This window comes from Ruegeria sp. B1, from assembly GCF_056535885.1.
This window is the reverse complement of the sequence record NZ_JBQFJA010000001.1, coordinates 2,866,924-2,890,799: the sequence shown is the minus strand read 5'-3', so window position 1 is coordinate 2,890,799 and position 23,876 is coordinate 2,866,924. Positions and strand designations below refer to the sequence as shown.

Genomic DNA, 23,876 nt, shown 5'->3' with positions numbered 1-23,876 from the left:
CATAGCTACAGTTTTCCCATCTGTTTCAAGTGCTTGCGTTGAATGATGATCTCATCTTGAACGAAGTCCCGGAAGGCCGCAACGCGTTTGGATTGGCGCAATTCCTCAGGGAAGGCGAGGTAGACCGGGACATCGGCACTTTCGATATCCGACAGAATGGGCACCAGATGCGGGAAATCCTGTGTGACGTAGTCTGGCAGCACGCCGATACCCAGATTGTGCAAAACGCCCTGAAGCACCCCGAAATAGTTGTTCACGGTGAGAAAAGACACCGGATTGTATGTCATCAGGTGGCGAACCATCGCGGCACTGGCCCCGACTTGCGGGGCGGCGGGCGTCTGACAGATCAGCCGGTGGTTCTTAATCTCCTCAATGGATTGCAACATGCCACCGTGGGTCTCGATGTAGTCCTGCGTGGCGTAAAGCTGCATTTTCACCGTCATCAGGCGCTTGCGGACCAGATCGGCCTGACTTGGTTCCTTCATCCGGATGGCGACGTCGGCCTCGCGCATGGGCAGGTCGAGAACCCGTTCTTCCAGCATCAGGTCGACATTGAGATCAGGGTATTGTTCGTAGAGCTTGGGCAGGCGCGGGGCCAGCCAGAGCGTGCCAAACCCAAACGTCGTGGTCACGCGCAGGACGCCAAAAACCTCCTCTTCGCTGTCGCGAATGCGGGCCGCCGCGGCATCCAGACGTTTGGACATGGCCGAAGTTGCATCAAACAGCAACTCGCCCTGTTCGGTCAGAATCAGACCCCTAGCGTGGCGATGAAACAAGGTCGCGTCGAGAGAGTCTTCCAGCGCACGGATTTGCCGGCTGACGGCGGACTGAGACAGATTCAGCCTGTCGCCCGCATGTGTCAGGCTTCCGGCGTCCGCAACTGCATGAAATATTCTAAGCTTGTCCCAATCCATCGTCGCAACTTTCGTTATCCTCGGGATGGCCTATATGAAATGGGTAACAAGTTCTACAATCAAACGGTGACATTATTACAATTCAGAGGATAGGCCCTATACAGGTCAGGTGTTTTGACCTAAATATGCCTGCATATGAAGCACACTGATCTGACGTGGGGAGGCGTCCGATGAGTCAGCCACAGATTTCGCTCAATGACCGGTTCGATCTGACCAAAAGTCCTGTTCTTCTGAACGGAACCCAGGCACTGGTGCGGTTGATGCTGATGCAGAAAGCCCGGGACCGTCATGCGGGCCTGAATACCGCAGGTCTGGTGACCGGGTATCGCGGGTCTCCGCTGGGCGCGGTGGACGTGCAAATGACCCGTGCGCAAAAGCAACTGGCCGACAGCGACGTTACCTTTCAACACGGGCTGAATGAAGATCTGGCGGCCACGGCACTTTGGGGCAGTCAGCAGGCCGGTCTGCGCGGCGATGGCCGGTTCGATGGTGTCTTTGGCCTGTGGTACGGCAAAGGGCCCGGTGTTGACCGCTCCGGCGACGTGTTCCGGCACGCCAACATGGCAGGGACCGCGCCATATGGCGGTGTTCTTGTGGCGATGGGCGATGACCATACCGGCGAAAGCTCGACCGTGCTGCATCAGTCCGAATGGTCCTTGGTCGACATGTATATGCCGATTGTCAGCCCCGCCGGTGTGCAGGAAATTCTCGACTATGGCGTCTACGGATTTGCGCTCAGCCGGTTTGCCGGTGTCTGGGTCGGCCTGAAAACTATGAAGGATACGATTGAGGTCACCTCTGTCGTCGACGGCAATCCGGCCCGCAACCCGGTGGTCACGCCCGAGTTCGACATGCCCGAGGGTGGGCTGAATATCCGGCTGGGCGACACGCCGCATCTGCAGGAAGCGCGGCTGATTGATTACAAACGCTTTGCCGCCGAAACCTTTTCGCGTGCCAACAAGCTCGACAAAAGGGTCTGGGGCAAGCCGGGCGCCAAGATCGGTCTGGTGGCTGCGGGCAAGAACTGGCTGGACCTGACCCATGCGTTATCACTGTTGAACGTCGACGAGGTCGAGGCCGAGCGGCTGGGGATCACCACCTACAAGATCGGCCAGACCTTTCCGCTGGATATGACGGGGTTCCAGGACTGGGCCGAAGGGCTCGACCTGATCGTCATTGTTGAGGAAAAGCGCAAACTGATCGAGGTACAGGTCAAAGAAGCGATCTTTGACAACCGGCGCGGGCGCAGGGTCTATGGCTGGTACAAGGGTGGGGCAGGGACCCTTGATCGCGAGGAACTGTTCCCGACACGGGGCGCGCTGGATCCCATCATGATCGCCGAAAAGCTGGGCGGCATCCTGATCGAGGAAGGGCGCAAAACAGACGGCGTGCGCGCCGGTCTGGCAAAACTGTCCGAGGCGCGCAGGGCCGATAATGCGCAGGAGATTGCAACGCGCCTGCCGTATTTCTGCTCGGGCTGCCCGCATAACAGCTCGACCAAAATACCAGATGGCAGCCGCGCCTATGCTGGGATTGGCTGCCATTACATGGTGCAGTGGATGGATCGCGAAACCAGCGGGTTTACTCAGATGGGGGGCGAGGGCGCAAATTGGATCGGGGAAGCGCCATTTTCGACCACCAAGCACGTCTTTCAGAACATTGGCGACGGCACCTACAACCATTCGGGCGTTCAGGCGATCCGGGCGGCGCTGTCTGCCGGGACCAACATCACGTTCAAAATCCTGTTTAACGATGCCGTTGCTATGACCGGCGGCCAGGGAAACGAAGGCGGTCTGACCGCCGAACGGATCGTGGGCGAGGTCAAGGCAATGGGCGTGAAAGAGGTCGCACTTGTCTATGACGAAAAGGAAGATGTGGATTTCAAGGCACTGCCGCCGAGCGTCGAAACCTTTGAGCGCGCCGACCTGATGAGGGTTCAGGAGAAATTTCGCGAGATCGAAGGGACGTCGGTGATTGTCTACGTACAGACCTGCGCCGCCGAAAAACGCCGCCGACGCAAGCGCGGAACCTTCCCGGATCCTGACAAGCGGGTGTTTATCAACACCGATATCTGCGAGGGCTGTGGCGATTGCGGCGTGCAGTCGAACTGCGTGTCCATCGTGCCCAAAGAAACCGAACTGGGGCGCAAACGGGCGATTGACCAATCGAGCTGCAACAAGGATTTCTCGTGCCTGAACGGGTTCTGTCCTTCGTTTGTTACCCTCGAAGGGGCCAAGATCCGTAAGGAGGCGACCACCGAGATTGATCTGCCGGATCTGCCTATGCCGGTGCTGCCCGAGATCAAGGGCACGCATAACGTGGTCATCACCGGGGTTGGCGGCACCGGCGTGGTGACCCTTGGGGCCGTTTTGGCACAGGCCGCGCAGATCGACGGCAAGGGTGCCGGGATGATGGAAATGGCCGGATTGGCGCAAAAGGGCGGTGCGGTGCATATCCACTGCCGTCTGGCCAACGCTCCCGAGGATATCAGTGCCATTCGCGTTGCAACCGGCGAAGCGCATGCCCTGATCGGTGGCGATCTGGTTGTGTCTGCAGGGGCAAAGACCCTGGGTCTGACCCGTAGTGGCCAGACCGGCGCGGTTGTGAACAATCATGAAACCGTCACCGGCGACTTCACACGCGATACCGAGTTTCGCATTCCCAGCGATCAGTTGGAACTGGCGCTTCAGGCCCGGCTGAAAGACGATGTATCGCTGTTTGACGCAACCGATCTGGCGCGGACGGTGATGGGGGATTCAATCTATTCCAACATGATGGTCTTTGGCGCAGCCTGGCAGCGCGGGTTGCTGCCTGTCAGTCACGACGCGATTCAACAGGCCATCGAGCTGAACGGGACGGCGATTGAGCGCAACAAACGCGCGTTTGACATCGGTCGCTGGGCGGTTCTGCACCCCGAGGACGTGCAGTCGATCCTGTCGCCCTCGGTTGCCGAGTTGCCGAAAACCCTGGATCAGATGATCGAGTTCCGTGCGCAGCATCTGACGGAATACCAGGGACCCCGTTTAGCCAAACGCTATCGCAAACTCGTGGACGCGGTCGCGGATGCCACGATCCGCGAGGCCATCGCAAAAGGGTACCACAAACTGTTGTCCTACAAGGACGAATACGAGGTTGCGCGCCTGTTGTTGAGCAGCCGCGACAAAGCGGCAGCGGAGTTCGACGGCGATTTCAAAATGACCTTTCACCTTGCGCCCCCGATCTTTGGTGGTGAAGGCAGCAATGGTCGTCCGCGCAAACGGGCCTTTGGCGAGTGGATGCTGGGCCCCTTGAAGTTGCTGGCGAAACTGAAATCCCTGCGGGGCACGCCGCTGGACATCTTTGGGTATTCGTCCGAGCGGCGGTTGGAGCGGTCTTTGATCAAGCAATACGAAAAGGACATGAAAGAGGTCTTGCCGCTGGTGTCGCAGGACACTCAGGACTCAATTGCGGCACTGGCGCGGTTGCCGTTGGATATCCGTGGCTTTGGGCCTGTGTTGCAGGAAAACGAAGCAAAAGCCGCGAAACGGCGCGAGGAATTGCTGGCCGTTATCCGCAGCGGCGGGCCGGAAATGCGGGCAGCTGCCGAGTGATCCGTCACAAGTGTGTCACGATAGCTGGGCAAAATTGTTACGTGCAGCTATCTTCTCGGCAGCAAACCGGAGTATCCAATGCCCTCGCGCCGCCACGTCGTTCGTGACATTTCCTACGCCTATTCCGCCGAAACCAAGGGCGGGCGGATGGTCATTAAACTTATGGAGAACACGACCGGCCGGATGCGTCTGATCAAACGCGCGGACGGATATGAGGCAGAGGTTGCCAAGGGGCGCGACTTCTGGTCGGTGATGGTCGATCGCTATGGTCTGACCCTGGATGTGGTTGGCGGGTCGCTGGATAACATCCCGTCGGACGGTCCTCTGATCCTGATCGCCAATCACCCCTATGGCATTCTTGACGGGTTGATGATGGGTCACATGTTGTCCGAAACCCGCAGCGATTTCCGCATTCTGGCGCATCGGATATTCCGCAAGGCCGAGGACCTGAACCGCATCATTTTGCCGATCTCATTCGATGAGACAAAAGAGGCGATGAAACAGAACCTCGCAACCCGTAAAACGGCGCTGAACTACCTGGCCGATGGCGGTGCAATTGGCATTTTCCCCGGCGGCACGGTCAGCACGGCGGCCAAGCCGTTCTCGCACCCGATGGATCCGGGCTGGCGCGGTTTTACCGCACGGATGGTGGCCAAATCCAACGCAACCGTGGTGCCTGTCTTTTTCGATGGTCACACCTCGCGCCTGTTCCAGATTGCCAGCCATCTACACTACACTTTGCGCATGGGGCTGCTGATCAAAGAATTCAAGAAACGCGTCGATACGCCGGTCAAAGTGGTGATCGGCGAACCGATTGGGCGTGATGTTTTGGACCCGCTTGGCAAGGATACGCGCAAGATGATGGATTTCCTGCGCAAAGCCACGTATGAGCTGTCTCCGAAGCCGTTGAAGTCCTATGACTACGGCTATGAATTCGAGGAACGGCATCGCGCCTGAAGGGGCACATGGCAGTAGGCATCTTTGATTCCGGTTTGGGCGGTCTGACCGTCCTGAACGCCGCGCAGACCCGTCTGCCCGACGTTGATTTCCTGTATTTTGCGGACAGTGCGCATGCGCCTTATGGCGTGCGCGATGCCGAGGATATCTACCAACTGACCCGCGCTGCCGTGAACGACCTCTGGTCGCGGGGCTGCAATCTGGTGATTCTGGCCTGCAACACGGCCAGTGCCGCCGCCCTGCGCCGCATGCAGGAAGCGGGCGTACCCGATGGCAAACGGGTTCTTGGTGTCTTTGTTCCGCTCATCGAAGCCCTGACCGAACGGCAATGGGGCGACAACTCTCCGCCGCGCGAGGTCGAAGTGCAGCACGTGGCGCTGTTTGCAACGCCGGCCACGGTCTCCAGCCGCGCCTTTCAACGGGAACTGGCCTTTCGCGCCATCGGTGTGGATGTCGAGGCACAGGCCTGTGGCGGTGTTGTCGATGCCATCGAAGAGGGCGACATGATCCTGGCCGAAGCGCTGGTGCGCTCCCATGTCGATGCGCTAAAACGCAAAATGCCCGAGCCTCAGGCCGCCGTTTTGGGTTGTACCCACTACCCGCTGATGGCGGACGCCTTTCAACAGGCCCTGGGTCCGGATGTTCAGGTGTTCAGCCAGGGCGATCTGGTGGCCCAGAGCCTGGCGGATTATTTGCAGCGCCATCCCAATATGCTGGGGGATGGCGCGGGCGGTTTTGTGACCACGGGCAAGCCGGGCTTTGTCAGCGACCGGGCAACACAGTTTCTCCGACGACAGATCGCGTTCGAGGCGGCCTGACTTCGGTCAAGGACTCCGCCTTTACGTTCTTCTAATTCCAAGACCGTCACATCGGCGGTCGTGATATGTGACACACTATGAGACGAGAGGTCTGACATGACCCATAAAATCGCAATTCTAGGCGCTTCCGGCTATACCGGCGCGGAACTGGTGCGGCTGATCGCCGAGCACCCGAACATGGAGATTGCCGCGCTGGCGGCAGAACGCAAAGCGGGTCTGCCAATGGCGCAGGTCTTCCCACATCTGCGCCATATGGACCTGCCGACCCTGTGCAAAATCTCGGAGATCGATTTTTCGCAGATCGATCTGTGCTTCTGCGCCTTGCCGCACAAGACCAGTCAGGCGGTCATCCGGGATCTGCCCAAAAACCTGAAAATCATCGATTTGTCCGCTGATTTCCGGCTGAGCGATCCAGATGAATACGAAAAATGGTACGGAAACCCTCATTCCGCCCTGGAACAGCAGGAAGAGGCTGTCTATGGCCTGACCGAATTCTATCGGGACGAAATCCGCGCCGCGCGTCTTGTGGCCGGCACCGGCTGCAATGCGGCGTCGGGCCAGTATGTATTGCGCCCCTTGATTTCTGCCGGTGTCATTGACCTGGATGACATCGTTCTGGATCTGAAATGCGCCGTATCCGGGGCAGGGCGGTCGCTCAAGGAAAACCTGCTGCACGCGGAACTGAGCGAGGGTGCCAATGCCTATGCGGTTGGCGGCGCGCACCGGCATTTGGGCGAGTTCGATCAGGAATTCTCGAAACTGGCCGGTCGCACGGTGCATGTGCAGTTCACGCCGCACCTGATCCCTGCCAATCGGGGCATACTGGCAACGACTTACGTGAAAGGTGACCCGCAGAGTATCTATGAGACGCTTACCAAGGCCTATGATGATGAGCCGTTTGTCGAAATGCTGCCGATGGGAGAGACACCTTCGACCCATCATGTGCGTGGCTCGAATTTCTGCCATATTGGGGTTGTCGCCGACAGGATCGAGCGCCGCGCCATTGTGGTCGCGGCATTGGATAACCTGACAAAAGGTAGCAGTGGGCAGGCCTTGCAGAACGCCAACCTGATGTTAGGTGAAGCTGAAACCACGGGGCTGATGATGGCCCCCTTGTTCCCATGAGGACGTCATGAAATCGCTCAAGAAACGCCGTCGCGTCCAAATCATCCTGGTGGCCTTTGTCGCCCTCGCGGTGTCGACGGCCTTGATCGGATATGGCATGCGCGACGGAATCAACTTTTTCCGATCCCCCAGTCAGGTGATTGCAGAACCGCCCATGGAAACCGAAGTCTTCCGTATCGGCGGATTGGTTGAAGAAGGCTCTATCGTGCGGGGGCAGGGTGAAACGGTGCGGTTTGTGGTCACCGATGGCGGCGAAAGCGTTTCGGTGGCCTTTACCGGTGTGCTGCCCGACCTGTTTTCGGAAAATCAGGGGATGGTCGGCACCGGCAGCTACGTGAACGGTGTCTTTCAAGCCACGGAAATCCTTGCGAAACATGACGAAACCTACATGCCGAAAGAGGTCATGGACGCGCTCAAGGAACAAGGCGTTTACAAAGAGCCGGGCGAAGGCTGACTGTGGGAAACCCGAGCTAAAGAGCGTTGCGTGCATCAGGCAGGCAGCGCTCTGTTTCGTTTTATCGTCTTAAAGGTTTTGCGGAATTGATTGCTGCACCAGGTTTTGGAGGTGTCATGCAAACGGTTCGGCAGATTGCCAGGGAAATTGTGGCGCGCGAAGGCGGGTTTGTGAACGACCCGGACGACCCGGGCGGGGCGACCAAATACGGCGTGACAATTCACACAATGCGCAGGCTGGGGCTGGATTTGACCGCTGACGGTTTCGTCGACCAGGCGGATGTTCACGCGCTCAGTCGTCGGCAAGCCGTGGATATCTTTATCAAACACTATTTCGAACAACCCCGTATCGCGGACTTGCCCGAAGCGATTCACGCGTCGGTGTTCGACATGCAAGTCAATGCTGGGACGCAGGCGGTGAAAATCCTGCAAAGACTGCTGCGCGAGATGGGGTATGAGGTTGCGGTGGACGGTGTGATCGGACCGCAAACTGCCGGGGCCTGTCAACGTGCGGCGCAACCGGATCCGATCGCGCTTAGGGATGCCTATGGTGTGGCGCGGCGCAACTATTACTTCCGGCTTGCAGATCGCAGGCCGCCCTTGCGCAAATATGCCCGCACGCGCGCGGGTGGCAAAGGGGGATGGATACGTCGCGCCGAAGAGTTTCTGTCGCCCCGGTATCATCTGCAGCAGGCGGAGTTCGATAGGAGGGTCGCCGGATGGGACTGATTTCGGGTGTATTGGCGTTTCTGTTTGGCGGTCGTCGCAATGTTGTGCGCGAAACCGCTGAAATCTTTCGCGAAAATGCCGAAGCGAGGGCGGAGCGCGCGGCGGCGGCTCAGGGTCAGGCCATGACTCAGTTTGGGGCTGAGTTTCAGTTACCGCGTAAGGGTGGATTCGACCGTTTTGTCGATGGACTGAACCGTCTGCCGCGCCCCGCTTTGGCGCTGGGAACGCTGGGCCTGCTTGTGGCGGCGATGGTCGACCCGGTGTGGTTTGCGTCCCGGATGCAGGGGATCGCCCTGGTGCCCGAACCGCTGTGGTGGCTGTTGGGTGTAATCGTGTCGTTCTATTTCGGTGCGCGGCATCAGGCCAAGATACAGGATTTGCAGCGCGAGATCACTGCAACTATGGCGCGCGCGCCTGCCGTGATGGACAATCTGAAGGCGTTACAAAAGATGCGAGGCGACAGCCCCGGCGCTGCCGATCCTGGCGCGGACGCACAGCTTTCCATGGAAGTCACAGGCGCAGATCACAACGCCGCGTTAGAGGACTGGAAACGGCTCAGAAAAGCCTGAACCGCGACACTATGTGCCTCTGAATCAGGCGAAAGGTATTGGCGTCTGATCGGCAGGCAGAGTATATCTCGATGCATGATTACAGAGCTAGGTCACTTCGCGCTAATCCTCGCCTTTTTTGTTGCCATCGTCCAAAGCGTGGTGCCCTTGATCGGAGCCTCGAAACGCTGGTCCGGATGGATGTTCTTTGCCGAACCGGCGGCGATTTCACAGTTCCTGCTGACCGCCTTTTCCTTCGGCGCTTTGGTCTGGGCGTTTACCACCTCGGACTTTTCGCTGCGGATCGTGGTTGAAAACAGCCATTCGGCAAAGCCGATGATCTACAAGATCAGCGGTACCTGGGGCAATCACGAGGGGTCCATGCTGCTATGGGTGCTGATCCTGACTCTGTTCGGTGCCATGGCCGCGTTTTTCGGCGGTGGCTTGCCGCCAACGCTCAAAGCACGCGTTTTGGCGGTACAATCCGCTGTGGCCGTTGCGTTTTTCGCGTTCATCCTGTTCACCTCCAACCCGTTTGACCGGCTGGCCATTGCCCCGTTTGACGGGCGCGATCTGAACCCGCTGCTGCAGGACCCCGGTTTGGCCTTTCACCCGCCATTCCTGTATCTCGGCTATGTCGGGCTGAGCATGACCTTCAGCTTTGCGGTTGCCGCGCTGATCGAGGGGCGCGTGGATGCGGCCTGGGGGCGCTGGGTGCGCCCATGGACGCTGGCCGCCTGGGTCTTTCTGACCATCGGAATCGCGCTTGGGTCGTGGTGGGCGTATTATGAGCTGGGCTGGGGTGGGTTCTGGTTCTGGGACCCGGTCGAAAACGCCTCGTTCATGCCATGGCTGTTGGCGGCGGCGCTGCTGCACTCCGCCATCGTGGTGGAAAAGCGCGAGGCGCTGAAAAGCTGGACCATATTGCTGGCCATTATCGCCTTTGGGTTCTCGCTGATTGGCACCTTCATCGTGCGCTCCGGTCTGCTGACCTCGGTGCACGCGTTCGCCACAGATCCGGAACGTGGCGTGTTCATCCTGTTGATTCTTGTGGTGTTTATTGGTGGCGCGCTCACCCTTTTCGCCGCCCGTGCACAGGCCATGGAAGCCAAGGGGGTGTTTGGCATGGTCAGTCGCGAAAGCGCGCTGGTGGTCAACAACGTCCTTCTGGCGGTCAGCTGTTTTGTGGTCTTCGTCGGCACCATGTGGCCGATGGTGGCCGAAATGGCGTTCGACCGGAAACTGTCGGTTGGCGCACCGTTTTTCAATGCCGCGTTCACGCCGTTTATGGTTCTGCTGGGACTGGCTCTGCCGATTGGAGCGATGCTGCCCTGGAAACGGGGACGGATTGGCAAGGCCGCATGGTCGCTGCGCTATGCGTTTGTTCTGGCACTGGCGCTGGCGCTGCTGGTCTGGACCATGCAAACCGGGCGTAGCCCGCTGGGACCGATTGGCCTGTTTCTGGGCGCCTGGGTCACCTTTGGTGCCATAATCGATTTGTGGAGCCGGACGGGCCGCAACGGCAACTTCAAACGGTTGCTGCGCCTGCCCGGGGCCGACTGGGGCAAAGCCGTGGCCCATACCGGGCTGGGGGTCACCATGTTTGCAGTGGCCGGGCTGACCGCGTGGGAGGTTGAGGATATTCGCGTCGCGCAACCCGGCCAGCCCTTTGACGTGGGCCAGTTCACCCTGACGCTGGAGGATGTCCGCCAAGTGCAGGGGCCAAATTACTTTTCCACGATGGCAGATGTACTGGTTCAAACGAACGGGCGGACAATCGGAACGCTGCACCCGGAAAAGCGGAACTATCCCGTGGCGCAAATGCCGACGACCGAGGCGGCCATCGACTATCGTGTGTTCCGTGACCTCTACATCGTCATCGGGGACCAGCAACAGGACGGCGGCTGGGTCATACGGACCTATATCAAGCCGTTTGCCAACTGGATTTGGGCAGGGTGCATCCTGATGTCGCTGGGCGGTGTCCTGAGCCTGTGCGACCGCAGGTTCCGCGTTGCTGCCGGTGCTCGTAAAACCCCGGTCGGCGGAGTTCCTGCGGAATGAAACGGCTTGTCCTGATCCTAGCGTTGCTGGCCTCACCGCTGATGGCCGTGCAACCGGACGAAGTGCTGGAGGACCCGGCGCTGGAACAGCGTGCACGCGATCTGAGTACCGGTCTGCGCTGCCTTGTCTGCCGCAACGAAAGCATCGACGAAAGCAACGCCGATCTGGCCCGCGACCTGCGCCTGTTGCTGCGCGAGCGGCTGGTGGCGGGCGATACGGATGAAGAGGCCATTACCTTTATCGTCGACAGATACGGCGAATACGTTCTGCTGAGACCGACCATAATCGGGTCAAACCTTCTATTATGGCTGGCGGGCCCGATCATGCTGTTGATCGCGGCGGGCGTCGGATGGAATTTTCTCCGCAACCGGGCAAAGGTGCACGACACCGGTGATACCGACACGCTCAGCCAGGACGAGAAAGAGCGCCTGAAGCGGATTCTTGAAGACTGACGCGCGGTTCCACTTTCCCTCACTGGGCAATTGAGTCAGGGTCTCGAAAACGCCGCGCGAGGGAGGCTCTTCATGGAATACGAAACGGTCCTGTTGGATATTGCGGATGATCTGGCGGTGCTGACCTTGAACCGTCCGGACAAGATGAACGCGCTGACCACGCAAATGCGCGCCGAGATCACCCATGCGATGAAAGATGCCGCCCGCAACGCGCGCTGCATTGTGCTGACCGGCTCCGGACCGGCGTTTTGCTCGGGTCAGGATCTGGGGGATGCTTCCAGCACCGGCAAGATCGATCTGGAACGCTCGCTGCGGGACGAATACGAACCCATGCTCGAGACCATTCACGACAGCCCGGTTCCGACGATCGCGGCCGTCAACGGACCGGCCGCCGGGGCAGGGGCCAACCTTGCGCTGTGCGCAGATATCGTAATCGCGACCGAAAGCGCCTACTTCCTGCAGGCCTTTGCCCGGATCGGGCTGGTGCCGGATGCCGGCGGGACGTGGTTCATGCCGCGCCAGATGGGCTTTGCCAAGGCAATGGGGGCGGCCCTGTTTGCCGACAAGATCAGCGCACGGCAGGCGGATGAGTGGGGTCTGATCTGGGAAGCGGTGGCCGATGACGCCTTTGACGCGCAGTGGCGCAAGCGGGCGGAGTACCTGGCGAAAGGACCAACCGCCGCCTTTGGCGCGATCAAACAGGCCATTCGCGGCACATACGAGAAGACATTGCCGCAACAACTGGCAGCCGAAGCGCACCTGCAGGGAGAGTGCGGGCGTTCCCGTGACTTTGCCGAAGGCGTTGTGGCCTTTCTGGAAAAACGCCCCCCGAACTTCGAGGGGCGCTGATCGAAGTTAAGCGCGGCGGCGGCGACGCGAGCGTCGCTCGGGCATCGCATCGTCTCCGGTGCCATCTGACGCCGACGAAAACGGCCCCAGTGCATCCGTGATCTGATCCAAAGTTGGACGGCCCGCGCGCGGTGTGGTGTCCAGCGCGGCCCGCATCTTCGCCAGATGGGCCGGCATCGTTCCGCAGCATCCACCAACGATTGTGGCGCCCGCATCCCGTGCCATGACCGCGTAGTGCGCCATCAGATCCGGCGTGCCGTCGTAGTGGATGTGGCCATCCACATATTTCGGAATGCCTGCATTGCCTTTGGAGATCAAAGGCCGTTCCGTACCCTGCGCGGCAAATCCCAGGATCGTGCGCAGGATATCCGACGCACCGGTTCCGCAGTTTGCGCCAAAGGCAACCGGCGGATTGGGCAGGGTTTCAACCAGCAGCGCCAGATCGGCTGAGGTCACGCCCATCATGGTGCGCCCGGCGGTGTCAAAGCTCATCGTGCCGCACCAGGGCATGTCGGCCAGGGCAAACGCCTCGGCTGCGGCGCGAAACTCTTCGGGCGCGCTGATGGTTTCCAGCCACAGGACATCGACGCCGCCCTCTTTAAGGGCTTCGGACTGTTCATGAAACATCTCGACGGCTTCGCCATGCGACAGGCTGCCGACGGGCTGCATGATCTCACCCGTCGGGCCAACAGAGCCCGCCACCACAACGGGGCGCCCGGCCTTGTCCGCAACCTCACGCCCCAGTTCGGCACCGATCCGGTTCAACTCGGCGACCCGATTCTGCGCGTCGTGCAGCTTGAGCCGGGCGGCCGTACCTCCAAACGTGTTGGTGAGAAAAAGGTCACTGCCTGCATCCACCGAACCTTGATAGAGCGCTCGGATCTTGTCGGGTGCGTCCACGTTCCACAATTCGGGGGCGTCGCCCGATTGCAAGCCCATGTTGAACAGGTTGGTTCCTGTTGCACCGTCGGCCAGAATGGCATCTCCGGTGTCCAGAAGTGTGCTCAGCGCATTTGTCATTGGAATAATCCGAAAAGAGGCGCAAAGCGCCGTCAAAAATAGAGACGCCCCGTGTCCCATGACCGGGGCGTCAAATCAAATTCATAAAACTCATGAAGATCATGAGGTATGCAGCACGGCGTCAGTCTGTCTCGCTCATCACCTGGGATTTGGCTTCGCCCATCAGCTCGGCCATTTTGGCGCGGATTTCGTCGTCCGAAGACAGGCTGCCCAGATCACCGGATACCTTGCGCACAACGTCTTCGTGTCCGGGCTCTTCAAAATCGGAAACGACGACGGTTTTGGCATAGTCTTCTGCGTCTGCGCCGGTCTTGCCCAGTTTTTCAGCGGCCCAAAGACCCAACAGCTTGTTCCGGCGCGCCCGCGCCTTGAACTGCATCTCTTCGTCACGGGCGAATTTGGCCTCAAAGGCGTTTTCACGTTCGTCAAATGTGGTCATCGTTTGGGGACCCCTTGGAGTAACAAGTTCTTTACTGATGATATGACCATAGCGGAGGCCGGGTGCAAGGCATTTGCGCTGCGTCAAACCCTCCCGGTTGCACGAACTTGCGGGAAAGGGGGGCTTGGACTATGAGGACGCCAACGTGAGGGGACTCAATCCGTCACAATACTGTGGAAAGGTCGCTTATGGCGCGTCGCAAGAAAATATACGAAGGCAAGGCCAAGATTCTGTACGAAGGTCCGGAACCGGGCACCATCGTACAGTATTTCAAGGATGACGCCACAGCGTTCAATGCGGAAAAGAAGGATGTGATCGACGGCAAGGGCGTGTTGAACAACCGCCTGAGCGAGTTTTTCATGACCGGCCTCAATCAGATCGGCGTGCCGACCCATTTTATCCGGCGTTTGAACATGCGCGAGCAACTGGTGCGCAACTGCGAGATCATTCCGCTGGAAATCATCGTGCGCAACTACTCTGCCGGAACGCTGTCCAAGCGGTTGGGCATCGCCGAGGGCACGCAACTGCCCCGTCCGATCATCGAATACTGCTACAAGGATGACGCGCTGGGTGACCCTCTGGTCTCAGAAGAGCATATCGCTGCTTTTGGCTGGGCCAGCCAGCAGGACATGGACGATATCCTCAGCCTAGCGCTGCGCGTGAACGATTTTATGAGTGGTGTCATGCTGGCCGTCGGCATTCGTCTGATCGATTTCAAGATCGAAATCGGGCGCGTCTACGAAGGCGATTTTCAGCGTCTGATCGTGGCCGATGAAATCAGCCCCGACAGTTGCCGGCTTTGGGATATCGAGACCGGTCAAAAACTGGACAAGGACGTGTTCCGCCGGGATCTGGGTAATCTGGCCGACGCCTATTCCGAAGTGGCGCGCAGATTGGGCGTTCTGCCCAAAACCAATGTGACAAAGCCGACGCTTATCAATTGATCTTTCGGTCGAATTTGCTGATTAGAAAACGCGGTCCCAAAGCGGGCCGCGTTTTTAAGTTTGCGCGACGCGGCGGATTCATGGTCTAAAACACGCAGGCGACCATCGCTCAATCCGGTTTGCTATCAAGGTGATACCCGTCATGGCCGAGTTGTTTGACCAAGCAATTTTCTTCAAGTTTCTGGCGGCGGTTCTGGCGATCTTCAACCCGCTTTATAACATTCCGATCTTTCTGGGCATGACCCGGAATTGCACAAAACCCGAACGGCAGCGCGTCGCGATGATTGTCATGATGTCGGTCACGGTCATAGCGTTGGTCGCGGTTTTGATCGGAGAGGAAATCCTCGCCATCTTTGGCATCGACGTTCCGTCCTTTCGAATTGCCGGCGGGATCATCATATTTGGCATCGGCATGGCGATGCTGAACGCCGAAGACCGCCCGCCCGGCGATCAGGCGGCCGTTGCGGACGGTCAGGGGCGCAAGCTGAACTTTGCGGTCGTGCCCTTGGCGATCCCACTGACGATCGGGCCGGGAACCATTGCAATCACCATCGTTTTCTCGCACCAGCTCTCAGACGGGGCGGAGATTGTAACACTGGGCTCGGCCGTTCTGATTGCCTGTGCAATCGTTGGGGTCGGTTTGTTTTTTGCAGATCAGATATCGCGCTTTCTGGGTGAGACCATGATCAACGTGCTGACCCGGATCATGGCCATTTTGCTGGTGGCGGTGGCGGTCGAAATGGTTCTGACCGGCGCATTTAATGCCATCGACACGCACTATCCCGGTCTTGCGCCCGGCAGTGACGGCTGAACCCGGTCCAAGAAGGGTTGTCCAAGGACCTCAGCCGCGCTATCCCCCGCGCAACGGAATGGGCCCGATGCAGGCGCCCCGCAGGTGGAGTTTCCAAAATGAAGGCACGGGTACATGTGATGCTCAAGAACGGGGTGCTGGACCCGCAGGGTGAGGCGGTCCGTCACGCTTTGGGCGCCATGGGCTTCGACAAGGTCGAAGGTGTTCGGCAAGGCAAGGTCATCGACCTCGAGCTGGCCGAGGGCGCGACCGAAGCGGATGTGACCGAAATGTGCGAAAAGCTGTTGGCCAATACGGTCATCGAACGCTACGAAATCGAATTGGTCTGAGGACCGCACCTGATCCGACCTAGGAGGGTCCGCCATGCGCGCAGCTGTCATCGTCTTTCCCGGCTCCAACTGTGACCGCGACCTTGCCGTCGCCTTTGAACAAGCCGGGTTTCAGGTTGACATGGTCTGGCACAAGGATGCGGCATTGCCGCAAGGCGTCGACATCGTCGGGGTGCCCGGCGGGTTTTCATACGGTGACTACCTGCGCTGCGGTGCGATTGCTGCGCAGTCGCCCATCTGTAAGGCCGTCGTCGAGCATACGGAGCGGGGTGGCTACGCTTTGGGTGTCTGCAACGGATTTCAGATACTGACCGAAACCGGCATTCTTCCAGGGGCGCTGCTGCGCAATGCCGGTCTCAAATACATCTGTCGGACCGTAGGTTTGAAAGTTGAAACCAGCAACAGCGCGTTTACCGAGGGGTACAATGCCGGGGATGTGATTGGCATTCCGATTGCCCATCATGACGGAAACTATTTCGCGGATGACACCACATTGTCGATGCTGCAGGATCAGGACCGGATCGCGTTCACCTATACCGAGAATCCTAACGGCTCGGTTGGGGACATTGCCGGTATCCTGTCTGAAAACCGCCGGGTTCTAGGGATGATGCCGCATCCGGAACGGGCCGCCGACGAAGGGCATGGAGGGACCGACGGGGTGGCGCTGTTCCGCGCATTGTCCGGGGTTCTGACGCCCGCGTGACTTGAGGTCGCAGCAGCGTAAGCGTAACTTCTGGAAATGAGTTCCGACGTTCGCTCAGGCTGGTCCAAGCTGACAACCCCGTTTCGTGGCGCACCATTGGGATGGCGCCTGCGTCTGGCGGTCATCTTCCTGCTGATTGCCACGGTCGTGACGGTCTGGACAACCAATCGTCTGCTGACGGATCGGTTCACCGAGTCCACCCGCAACCGGGCTGAGTTGCGCCTCGCACTCTATTCCGGGAACTTGCTCAGCGAGTTACGCCGCAACGCAATCGTTCCACAATTGCTGGCGCGCGATCCGACGCTGATCGCGGCGTTGCAATCCAGCGATTACTCGCTGTCCACCCAGCGCCTGATCTCCTTTGTCGAGGAAATCGGCGCGGCCTCGCTGATGTTGCTGGACCGGGACGGGCGGTCTGTTGCCGCCACCGACCGGAACAGACTGGGCGAGGCGCACCGGAATTCGCCTTACTTCGTGGATGCGGTCCGGTCCAATTCAACGATCTTTTCCGTGATCCCAAGGGAATCCGGTGGATACAGCTTTGTCTATTCCCGCCGGATCGACACCGGGTCGGGCATCCTGGGTGTGATTGTAGTCGAGGTCGATCTGCAAAAATTTGAACGGGCCTGGGCGGGGATTTCGGATGCGGTGATGGTGGTGGACAGCACCGGAACCATCATCCTATCGACCGAACCGCAATGGCGCGGCGTGGATGAAAACGAAGCGATGCTGCGCCAGCCCCCGCAGAGCGCCATTCAACGCGCCATTCGGGCCACTACCGATTGGACGGCCCTACCGCCCGACGCCTACCTGCAGGGTGAGGCGGTGATGCGGATGGAAACGCGTATTCCCTTCCGCGGCTGGCAAATGACGTCGTTCACCACCTACGCATCGATCCGGGAACGGGTGAACAGCGTCCTGGCACTGGAAATCATGGGATTTGCGATTCTTCTGGCGCTGGCCTTCTATGCGCTTAGCCGCCGGGCTACGCTGCGGATGGCTTTGTTCCAGCGCGAGTCGGCAGAGCTTCGCGCATTGAACTCCAGGCTACAGCGGGAAATTGCTGAGCGGGAACGGGTTGAAAAGACGCTGGATTTGGCCGAGCAAACCCTTGCGCAAAGCTCGAAACTCGCCGCTCTGGGCGAGATGTCGGCCGCCGTCAGTCACGAGCTCAATCAACCGCTGGCTGCAATGAAAACCTATCTGGCCGGCGCGCGGCTTTTGTTGCGCCGAAACCGACCCGAAGAAGCCTTGGCCAGCTTTGGCCGCATCGACGGTCTGATCGAGCGGATGGGCGCGATTACGCGGCAGCTCAAGTCATATGCCCGCAAAGGTGCGGACGCGTTTTCGCCAGTAAATCTTGGCGAAGCGCTGGCCTCGGCTCTGTCGATGATGGAGCCGCAACTGCGTCAACGCCACGTCAAGATCACCCAGATCCTGCCGGAACAGCCGGTAATGGTGATGGGGGACCGGATGCGGATCGAGCAGGTGATGGTCAACCTCTTGCGCAATGCGCTGGACGCCACCAAGTCTGTTGCTGAGCCCGATGTCGAGATCATTCTGGCGGCAGGCGATACGGCCGTGTTGACTGTACGTGACAACGGGCATGGAATTGAAGACATCGAAAACCTGTTCGAGCCCTTCTACACCACCAAACAGCCGGGCGATGGGGTCGGGTTGGGGCTTGCCATCTCGTCGGGTATCGTGAACGACCATGGCGGACGGCTGACCGCGCGAAACGGCCAACACGGCGGCGCGGTGTTTGAGATGCAACTGCCGATACTGGGAAGCGACGGCCTTGAGGCCGCTGAATAACGAGGAAATACTATGGCACAGGCCATGAAAATCGCCATCGTGGACGACGAACAGGACATGCGCCAGTCGATCAGTCAATGGTTGGCGCTGTCCGGATATGACACGGAAACCTTTGGCAGCGCAGAGGATGCGCTGAAGGTCCTGGGACCCGAATATCCTGGAATTGTGATTTCTGACATCAAGATGCCCGGTATGGACGGCATTCAACTGCTGAAAAAGCTGATGGGCGCAGACAGCACGCTTCCGGTCATCATGATCACCGGCCATGGTGATGTTCCCATGGCGGTTGAGGCGATGCGGGTCGGGGCGTTCGATTTTCTGGAAAAACCGTTCAACCCGGATCGCATGTCGGAACTGGCCAAACGCGCCAGCAATGCGCGCCGCCTGACCCTGGACAACCGCGCCCTGCGGCGGGAACTGTCCGGCGGCACCCAGATCATGAACAAACTGATCGGGGCCAGCCCGGTGATGGAGCGCTTGCGCGAGGATATCCTGGATCTGGGGCAGGCCGACGGCCACGTGCTGATCGATGGCGAGACCGGAACCGGTAAGACGCTGGTGGCGCACGCGCTGCACGCCGTTGGCAGTAGGGCTGGCAAGAAATTCGTGCTGGTGTCCTGTGCCGCGCTGGAAGAAGAGGCACTCTCGAAACGTCTCTTCGGCCCGATGATGCCCGAAGACGCGCAGTTGCCCGCAATCGAAGAAGCGCGCGGTGGAACGCTGGTTCTGGAAGACGTCGAGGCCCTGAGCGATACGTTGCAGGCGCGTTTGTTGAGCGTAATGAACGAGCAGGGGACCCCGGCGGAAACCCGCATTGTTGCAATCTCGAACCTGCAGGAAGCAGGCAAAACCAGCGAAGACGTGCTGCGGCCCGACCTGTTTTACCGTCTGGCTGCGTTGCGCATCACCATGCCGCCACTGCGGCAGCGGGGCGAGGACATCCTGACGCTGTTTACACGCCTGAGCGAGCAATTTGCCGAGGAATACGGCTGCGAGGCGCCGCAGGTCAGCGCCCAGGAGGCCGCGCAGCTGCTGCAGGCGCCCTGGCCGGGTAACGTGCGTCAACTGATCAACATCGCCGAACGCGCTGTGTTGCAGTCGCGGCGCGGGTCCGGAACCATTGCGTCGCTGTTGATGTCGGACCACGAAGAGATGCAGCCGGTGATGACAACCGAAGGCAAACCTCTGAAAGAATATGTCGAGGCTTTTGAGCGCATGCTGATCGACAATACGATGCGTCGCCACAAGGGTTCGATCGCGTCTGTAATGGAGGAACTGTGTCTGCCGCGCCGGACGCTGAATGAGAAAATGGCCAAATACGGCTTGCAGCGGTCAGACTATTTGTGACGGTTTAGGGGGCTCTGCCCCCGCCGCGCGTTCCGCGCGCCTCCCCCGAGATATTTATGGCCAGATGAAGAGATCCCAGTGCCCTGGAAAGGGGGGCTGGTGCAGTTTGCCCATTGTCTTTTCCACAGGACTGCTTTTATTGTGTCCAAACGGGCCGGGCTTTTTTGCGCTCATAAGTCCCGAATCTTTGAGTTTCGCTGCAGTGCCGTATGTGACGTTATGTTTGTCACGGCACAGCAGACCGATTGTGCCCCGGATGGGGCAGTTGAATGCCTGAGCCCGATATGTTGGGCAAAGGGAATGAATGGGCAGGCCGCGTTTAGTTGCGCCTGTCGGAGAAGAACCGCGATGACGCGCGCGCAACGTTTGATTGACCGGGCAGGGGGCCACAGCGCCAGACCCTGCCGCGCGCCGTCCGATATCGCCCTGACAAGACACCACCCCAAAAGCGCCTGTCCACCCGGACAGGTCAGGACAACGCGTTTGGCGCGGTGCACCAAGGACACATGGCTAAGAAAATGCTTATCGATGCCACCCACGCGGAAGAAACCCGCGTTGTGGTGGTCGATGGAAACAAGGTCGAGGAGTTCGACTTTGAATCCGAAAACAAACGCCAGCTTGCTGGCAACATCTATCTCGCAAAAGTAACCCGGGTCGAGCCGTCGCTGCAGGCGGCCTTTGTCGATTACGGCGGGAACCGGCATGGGTTTCTGGCGTTTTCCGAGATCCATCCGGATTATTACCAGATCCCCGTCGCCGACCGCGAAGCGCTGATGGAGGAAGAGCGCGCCTATGCCGAGGCGATGCGCGCGCGGGATGAGGCCGAAGAGACCAAGCCCAAAAACGCCGGTCCCGGTCGCGGACCAAGGCGGCGGATGTGAAATCCGACGATGCCGTCGAGTCGACCGAGGTGTCCTCGGAACCGACCGGCATGGAAACCATTGATTTCGAAAACGGTGACGAGGCCGCTGATGGGGGTGTGCCGGAAGGCACGTCGCCGGTGGAACTGGTTGCAGACACTCCGGTTGAAGAGCCGGCCGAAGAGGCTGAGGCCGAAGACACTGCTGCGGAAGTAGCAGGTGAAGAGGCGGCGGCCACGTCTGACGCACAGGTCGCCGAGGAAACCGCTGACACGCCTGAGATGGCGTCGGAAACCGCCGCCGCCGAGGAAACAGAGGTAGCAGAGGCGCAGGCGGACGCGACTGAACCTCAGGAGGCTGCCGCCGAGGCGGAGCAGACGGAAGACGGAAATGCGGAGGCTGAAGACGGCGACGGGCGGTCTGACGCAGCTGAAAAAGACGACGCGATTGAATCCGTTGCTGATGAGGATGACAGCGAGGACATCCGTCCGCCCCGCAAACCACGCCCGCGCCGGTACAAGATTCAAGAGGTCATAAAGGTCCGTCAGGTCCTGCTGGTGCAGGTGGTCAAAGAAGAGCGCGGCAACAAGGGCGCTGCGCTGACGACATATCTGTCGCTGGCGGGCCGCTATTGCGTTCTGATGCCAAACACGGCGCGGGGCGGCGGGATCAGCCGCAAGATCACCAACGCGCCGGATCGGAAAAAGCTCAAGGAAATCGCATCCGAGATCGACGTTCCCACTGGCGCGGGCCTGATTATCCGGACCGCTGGCGCGAAACGGACCAAATCCGAGATCAAGCGCGACTATGAGTACCTGCAGCGGATGTGGGAACAGATTCGCGAGCTGACACTGCAATCCATCGCGCCCGCTAAAATCTACGAAGAGGGCGATCTGATCAAAAGGTCGATCCGCGATCTCTATAACCGCGATATCGATGAAGTCCTGGTGGAAGGCGAAGGCGGCTACCGCATCGCCAAGGACTTCATGAAGATGATCATGCCGTCGCACGCCAAGAACGTGAAACGGTATGAGGACGCGCTGCCCTTGTTCGCCCGCTATCAGGTCGAAAGCTATCTGGCCGGGATGTTCAACCCGACCGTTCAGCTGAAATCGGGTGGCTATATCGTGATCGGCGTGACCGAAGCGCTGGTGGCGATTGACGTGAACTCGGGCCGGGCCACCAAAGAAGGCTCGATCGAGGACACCGCGCTCAAGACCAACCTTGAGGCTGCTGAGGAAGTTGCGCGGCAACTGCGTCTGAGGGACCTGGCTGGTCTGATCGTGATTGACTTTATCGACATGGACGAGCGCAAGAACAACTCGGCCGTCGAAAAGCGCATGAAAGACAAGCTCAAGACCGACCGGGCCCGCATCCAGATGGGCCGGATTTCGGGCTTTGGCCTGATGGAGATGAGCCGTCAGCGCCTGCGCCCGGGTATGCTTGAGGCGACCACTCAGCCGTGCCCGGCCTGTCATGGTACGGGTCTGATCCGGTCGGACGACAACATGGCGCTGACCATTCTGCGCCAGATCGAAGAAGAGGGCACCCGCCGCCGGTCGCGCGAGGTCTTGGTGCGCTGTCCGGTCAGCATCGCCAACTTCCTGATGAACCAGAAGCGCGAGCACATTGCCCAGATCGAATCCCGTTACGGGCTGTCGGTGCGGATCGAGGGCGACGTGCATCTCGTCAGCCCCGATTTCTCGATGGAGAAATTCAAGACCGCCAGCCGGATCGTGCCCGAGGCCACTGCGCCGGTCGTCTCGGTCGATGCCTCTTTGATGGATATGGTTGAGGCCGCCGACGAAGAAGACATCAGCGAAGACGCTGATCAGTCTGAAGACGAAGCCAAGCCCAAGCGGAAACGGCGGCGGCGGCGGCGGAAAAAGAATGGCGGATCTGCCGAGACGCAGGACGTGGCAACGGAGGCCGATGAGACACCGGCCGAAGAGGGTGAGGCTGCACCGGCAGAGCCTTCCGAGGCCACGTCGGCCGAGGAGACAGCTGAGACCGAGCAACCAGCCAAGCCCAAGAAACGTCGCGCACCACGTCGCCGGAAGAAGGACGCCGACGCGGATACTCAGGCGACTGAGCCAGCGGTTGAAAACGCACAAGAGCCGGAGCCGGACGCCACCGCAGAGACGGCAACAGAGGCGCCTGAAGCTCCTGAGACTGCGGACGCTGTCGAACCGGTTGAGGCTGTTGAGCCAGCCCCCGAACCGACGCCAGAGCCCGAGCCAGAGCAGCCGCCAGCCGAGCCGGTGCTGGAAGTTGTGGCGCAGGAAGCGGAGCAACCCGATGAACCCTCCAAGCCCAAACGGCGGGGGTGGTGGTCTCTGGGTAAGTAACCCCGGTTTGAACAAAAGGGGCGGGGGCTAAACCCCGCTTCGAACGAATGACAGACCCCGCCAATTTGGCGGGGCTTTCGTTCAAGGTTCAGGTTTACGGACCAGCCGAAGGTTTTTTCCGTCAATATGGGACGTAAAGCAACAACGGGCATCATGAGGTGAACATTGATCAGGCTTGGTATTGCCGTGGCGTTGCTGGGAGTTTCGTCCCTGTTCTGGATTGCCTACTACACACAATACTTCAAATGGCGCCACTGCTTCAACGATTTGGGCAGATGCTACGATCCCGAAACTGGTGTCGTCTTTTTAGAACAGGCAGGTTTCGTTTGGTCTTTAATGGCGGTACTGACCCTGGCGGCCTCAATTTATCTTTTCTGGGCCCACAGAAGAAATCGGCGCCGAGCACGACACTGAACTCGCAAGCCGCAAAAGAGCGTTGTCAGCAGTCAGGGGCAAACTCAGCCATCCCGCGCCGTCACACCGATTTTTCAATGAGGTAGATCTGACGCCCCTCGACCTCTTCCTGCGACAACAGGCGATGGCCGCTTTCGGCACAGAAATGCGGTACGTCGATGATGGCCGCAGGATCATCGGCCAGAACGCGCAGAACGGACCCGGCAGGCATGGATTTCAGACGTTTGCGCGCCTTGAGAACCGGCAAGGGGCACAACAGGCCCAAGGCGTCGAGTGTTTCGGTCGGGTTTGACATAAGGGTCAGATATTTCCACTTTGGCATGGTGTCCAGCGCGCAAGCACGAGGATGT

The 23,876-nt window shown here is 59.5% G+C and carries 20 protein-coding genes and 1 pseudogene; 17 read left to right on the top strand and 4 right to left on the bottom strand.

Annotated elements, in window-relative coordinates; all coding sequences use genetic code 11:
• Positions 1-5: 5 nt before the first annotated feature.
• A complete protein-coding gene (locus ACR3ES_RS14305) occupies positions 6-914 on the bottom strand; it encodes a LysR family transcriptional regulator (protein ID WP_170430315.1) in 909 nt (302 codons plus the stop codon).
• 170 nt (positions 915-1,084) lie between these two features.
• Here ACR3ES_RS14305 and ACR3ES_RS14300 point away from each other — a divergent pair, with 170 nt between their 5' ends.
• The 10 genes from ACR3ES_RS14300 (at position 1,085) to ACR3ES_RS14255 (ending at position 12,496) form a co-directional block, all read left to right on the top strand.
• Positions 1,085-4,504 (top strand): indolepyruvate ferredoxin oxidoreductase family protein, encoded by a 3,420-nt coding sequence (locus ACR3ES_RS14300; protein ID WP_170430317.1) that lies wholly within the window; start codon positions 1,085-1,087, stop codon positions 4,502-4,504.
• Between the two features lie 78 nt (positions 4,505-4,582).
• Positions 4,583-5,461: a lysophospholipid acyltransferase family protein gene (locus ACR3ES_RS14295; RefSeq protein WP_170430319.1), complete on the top strand. Its 879-nt coding sequence runs from the start codon at positions 4,583-4,585 to the stop codon at positions 5,459-5,461.
• Between the two features lie 8 nt (positions 5,462-5,469).
• Entirely contained in the window at positions 5,470-6,279 is an 810-nt protein-coding gene (murI, locus tag ACR3ES_RS14290; RefSeq protein ID WP_170430321.1) for a glutamate racemase, read from the top strand.
• A gap of 96 nt (positions 6,280-6,375) precedes the next feature.
• Entirely contained in the window at positions 6,376-7,404 is a 1,029-nt protein-coding gene (gene argC / locus ACR3ES_RS14285; protein WP_170430323.1) for an N-acetyl-gamma-glutamyl-phosphate reductase, read from the top strand.
• Between the two features lie 7 nt (positions 7,405-7,411).
• Positions 7,412-7,858 (top strand): cytochrome c maturation protein CcmE, encoded by a 447-nt coding sequence (gene ccmE / locus ACR3ES_RS14280; protein WP_170430325.1) that lies wholly within the window; start codon positions 7,412-7,414, stop codon positions 7,856-7,858.
• Between the two features lie 116 nt (positions 7,859-7,974).
• Complete coding sequence (locus ACR3ES_RS14275) at positions 7,975-8,586, top strand: holin-associated N-acetylmuramidase (protein ID WP_170430328.1); 612 nt, start codon at positions 7,975-7,977, stop codon at positions 8,584-8,586.
• On the top strand, positions 8,577-9,155 hold the full coding sequence (locus ACR3ES_RS14270) for a holin family protein (protein ID WP_170430329.1): 579 nt from the start codon (positions 8,577-8,579) through the stop codon (positions 9,153-9,155). Before ACR3ES_RS14275 ends, ACR3ES_RS14270 begins: the two co-directional genes overlap by 10 nt.
• Positions 9,156-9,230: 75 nt before the next feature.
• Positions 9,231-11,195, top strand: a complete 1,965-nt coding sequence (locus ACR3ES_RS14265) for a heme lyase CcmF/NrfE family subunit (protein WP_170430331.1) — start codon at positions 9,231-9,233, stop codon at positions 11,193-11,195.
• A complete protein-coding gene (locus ACR3ES_RS14260; RefSeq protein ID WP_170430333.1) occupies positions 11,192-11,647 on the top strand; it encodes a cytochrome c-type biogenesis protein in 456 nt (151 codons plus the stop codon). Before ACR3ES_RS14265 ends, ACR3ES_RS14260 begins: the two co-directional genes overlap by 4 nt.
• A gap of 72 nt (positions 11,648-11,719) precedes the next feature.
• Positions 11,720-12,496: an enoyl-CoA hydratase-related protein gene (locus tag ACR3ES_RS14255; protein ID WP_170430335.1), complete on the top strand. Its 777-nt coding sequence runs from the start codon at positions 11,720-11,722 to the stop codon at positions 12,494-12,496.
• Between the two features lie 6 nt (positions 12,497-12,502).
• On the opposite strand, the gene bmt is transcribed toward ACR3ES_RS14255, so the two are convergent.
• Entirely contained in the window at positions 12,503-13,516 is a 1,014-nt protein-coding gene (gene bmt, locus ACR3ES_RS14250) for a betaine--homocysteine S-methyltransferase (RefSeq protein WP_170430337.1), read from the bottom strand.
• Positions 13,517-13,637: 121 nt separating this feature from the next.
• Positions 13,638-13,955: a DUF1476 domain-containing protein gene (locus tag ACR3ES_RS14245; RefSeq protein ID WP_170430339.1), complete on the bottom strand. Its 318-nt coding sequence runs from the start codon at positions 13,953-13,955 to the stop codon at positions 13,638-13,640.
• Positions 13,956-14,143: 188 nt separating this feature from the next.
• Here ACR3ES_RS14245 and purC point away from each other — a divergent pair, with 188 nt between their 5' ends.
• The 7 genes and pseudogenes from purC (at position 14,144) to ACR3ES_RS14210 (ending at position 23,112) form a co-directional block, all read left to right on the top strand.
• A complete protein-coding gene (gene purC / locus ACR3ES_RS14240; protein ID WP_170430341.1) occupies positions 14,144-14,899 on the top strand; it encodes a phosphoribosylaminoimidazolesuccinocarboxamide synthase in 756 nt (251 codons plus the stop codon).
• A gap of 142 nt (positions 14,900-15,041) precedes the next feature.
• A complete protein-coding gene (locus tag ACR3ES_RS14235) occupies positions 15,042-15,710 on the top strand; it encodes a MarC family protein (RefSeq protein WP_170430343.1) in 669 nt (222 codons plus the stop codon).
• A 98-nt stretch (positions 15,711-15,808) separates the two neighbouring features.
• On the top strand, positions 15,809-16,039 hold the full coding sequence (gene purS, locus ACR3ES_RS14230; RefSeq protein ID WP_170430345.1) for a phosphoribosylformylglycinamidine synthase subunit PurS: 231 nt from the start codon (positions 15,809-15,811) through the stop codon (positions 16,037-16,039).
• Between the two features lie 34 nt (positions 16,040-16,073).
• On the top strand, positions 16,074-16,742 hold the full coding sequence (purQ, locus tag ACR3ES_RS14225; RefSeq protein WP_170430347.1) for a phosphoribosylformylglycinamidine synthase subunit PurQ: 669 nt from the start codon (positions 16,074-16,076) through the stop codon (positions 16,740-16,742).
• Positions 16,743-16,778: 36 nt separating this feature from the next.
• A complete protein-coding gene (locus ACR3ES_RS14220; protein ID WP_170430350.1) occupies positions 16,779-18,557 on the top strand; it encodes an ATP-binding protein in 1,779 nt (592 codons plus the stop codon).
• Positions 18,558-18,569: 12 nt separating this feature from the next.
• Entirely contained in the window at positions 18,570-19,904 is a 1,335-nt protein-coding gene (locus ACR3ES_RS14215; RefSeq protein ID WP_170430352.1) for a sigma-54-dependent transcriptional regulator, read from the top strand.
• A gap of 506 nt (positions 19,905-20,410) precedes the next feature.
• Positions 20,411-23,112, top strand: a pseudogene (locus tag ACR3ES_RS14210) (Rne/Rng family ribonuclease).
• A 475-nt stretch (positions 23,113-23,587) separates the two neighbouring features.
• On the opposite strand, the gene ACR3ES_RS14205 reads toward ACR3ES_RS14210, so the two are convergent.
• Complete coding sequence (locus tag ACR3ES_RS14205) at positions 23,588-23,821, bottom strand: sulfurtransferase TusA family protein (protein WP_170430630.1); 234 nt, start codon at positions 23,819-23,821, stop codon at positions 23,588-23,590.
• Between the last annotated feature and the right edge of the window lie 55 nt (positions 23,822-23,876).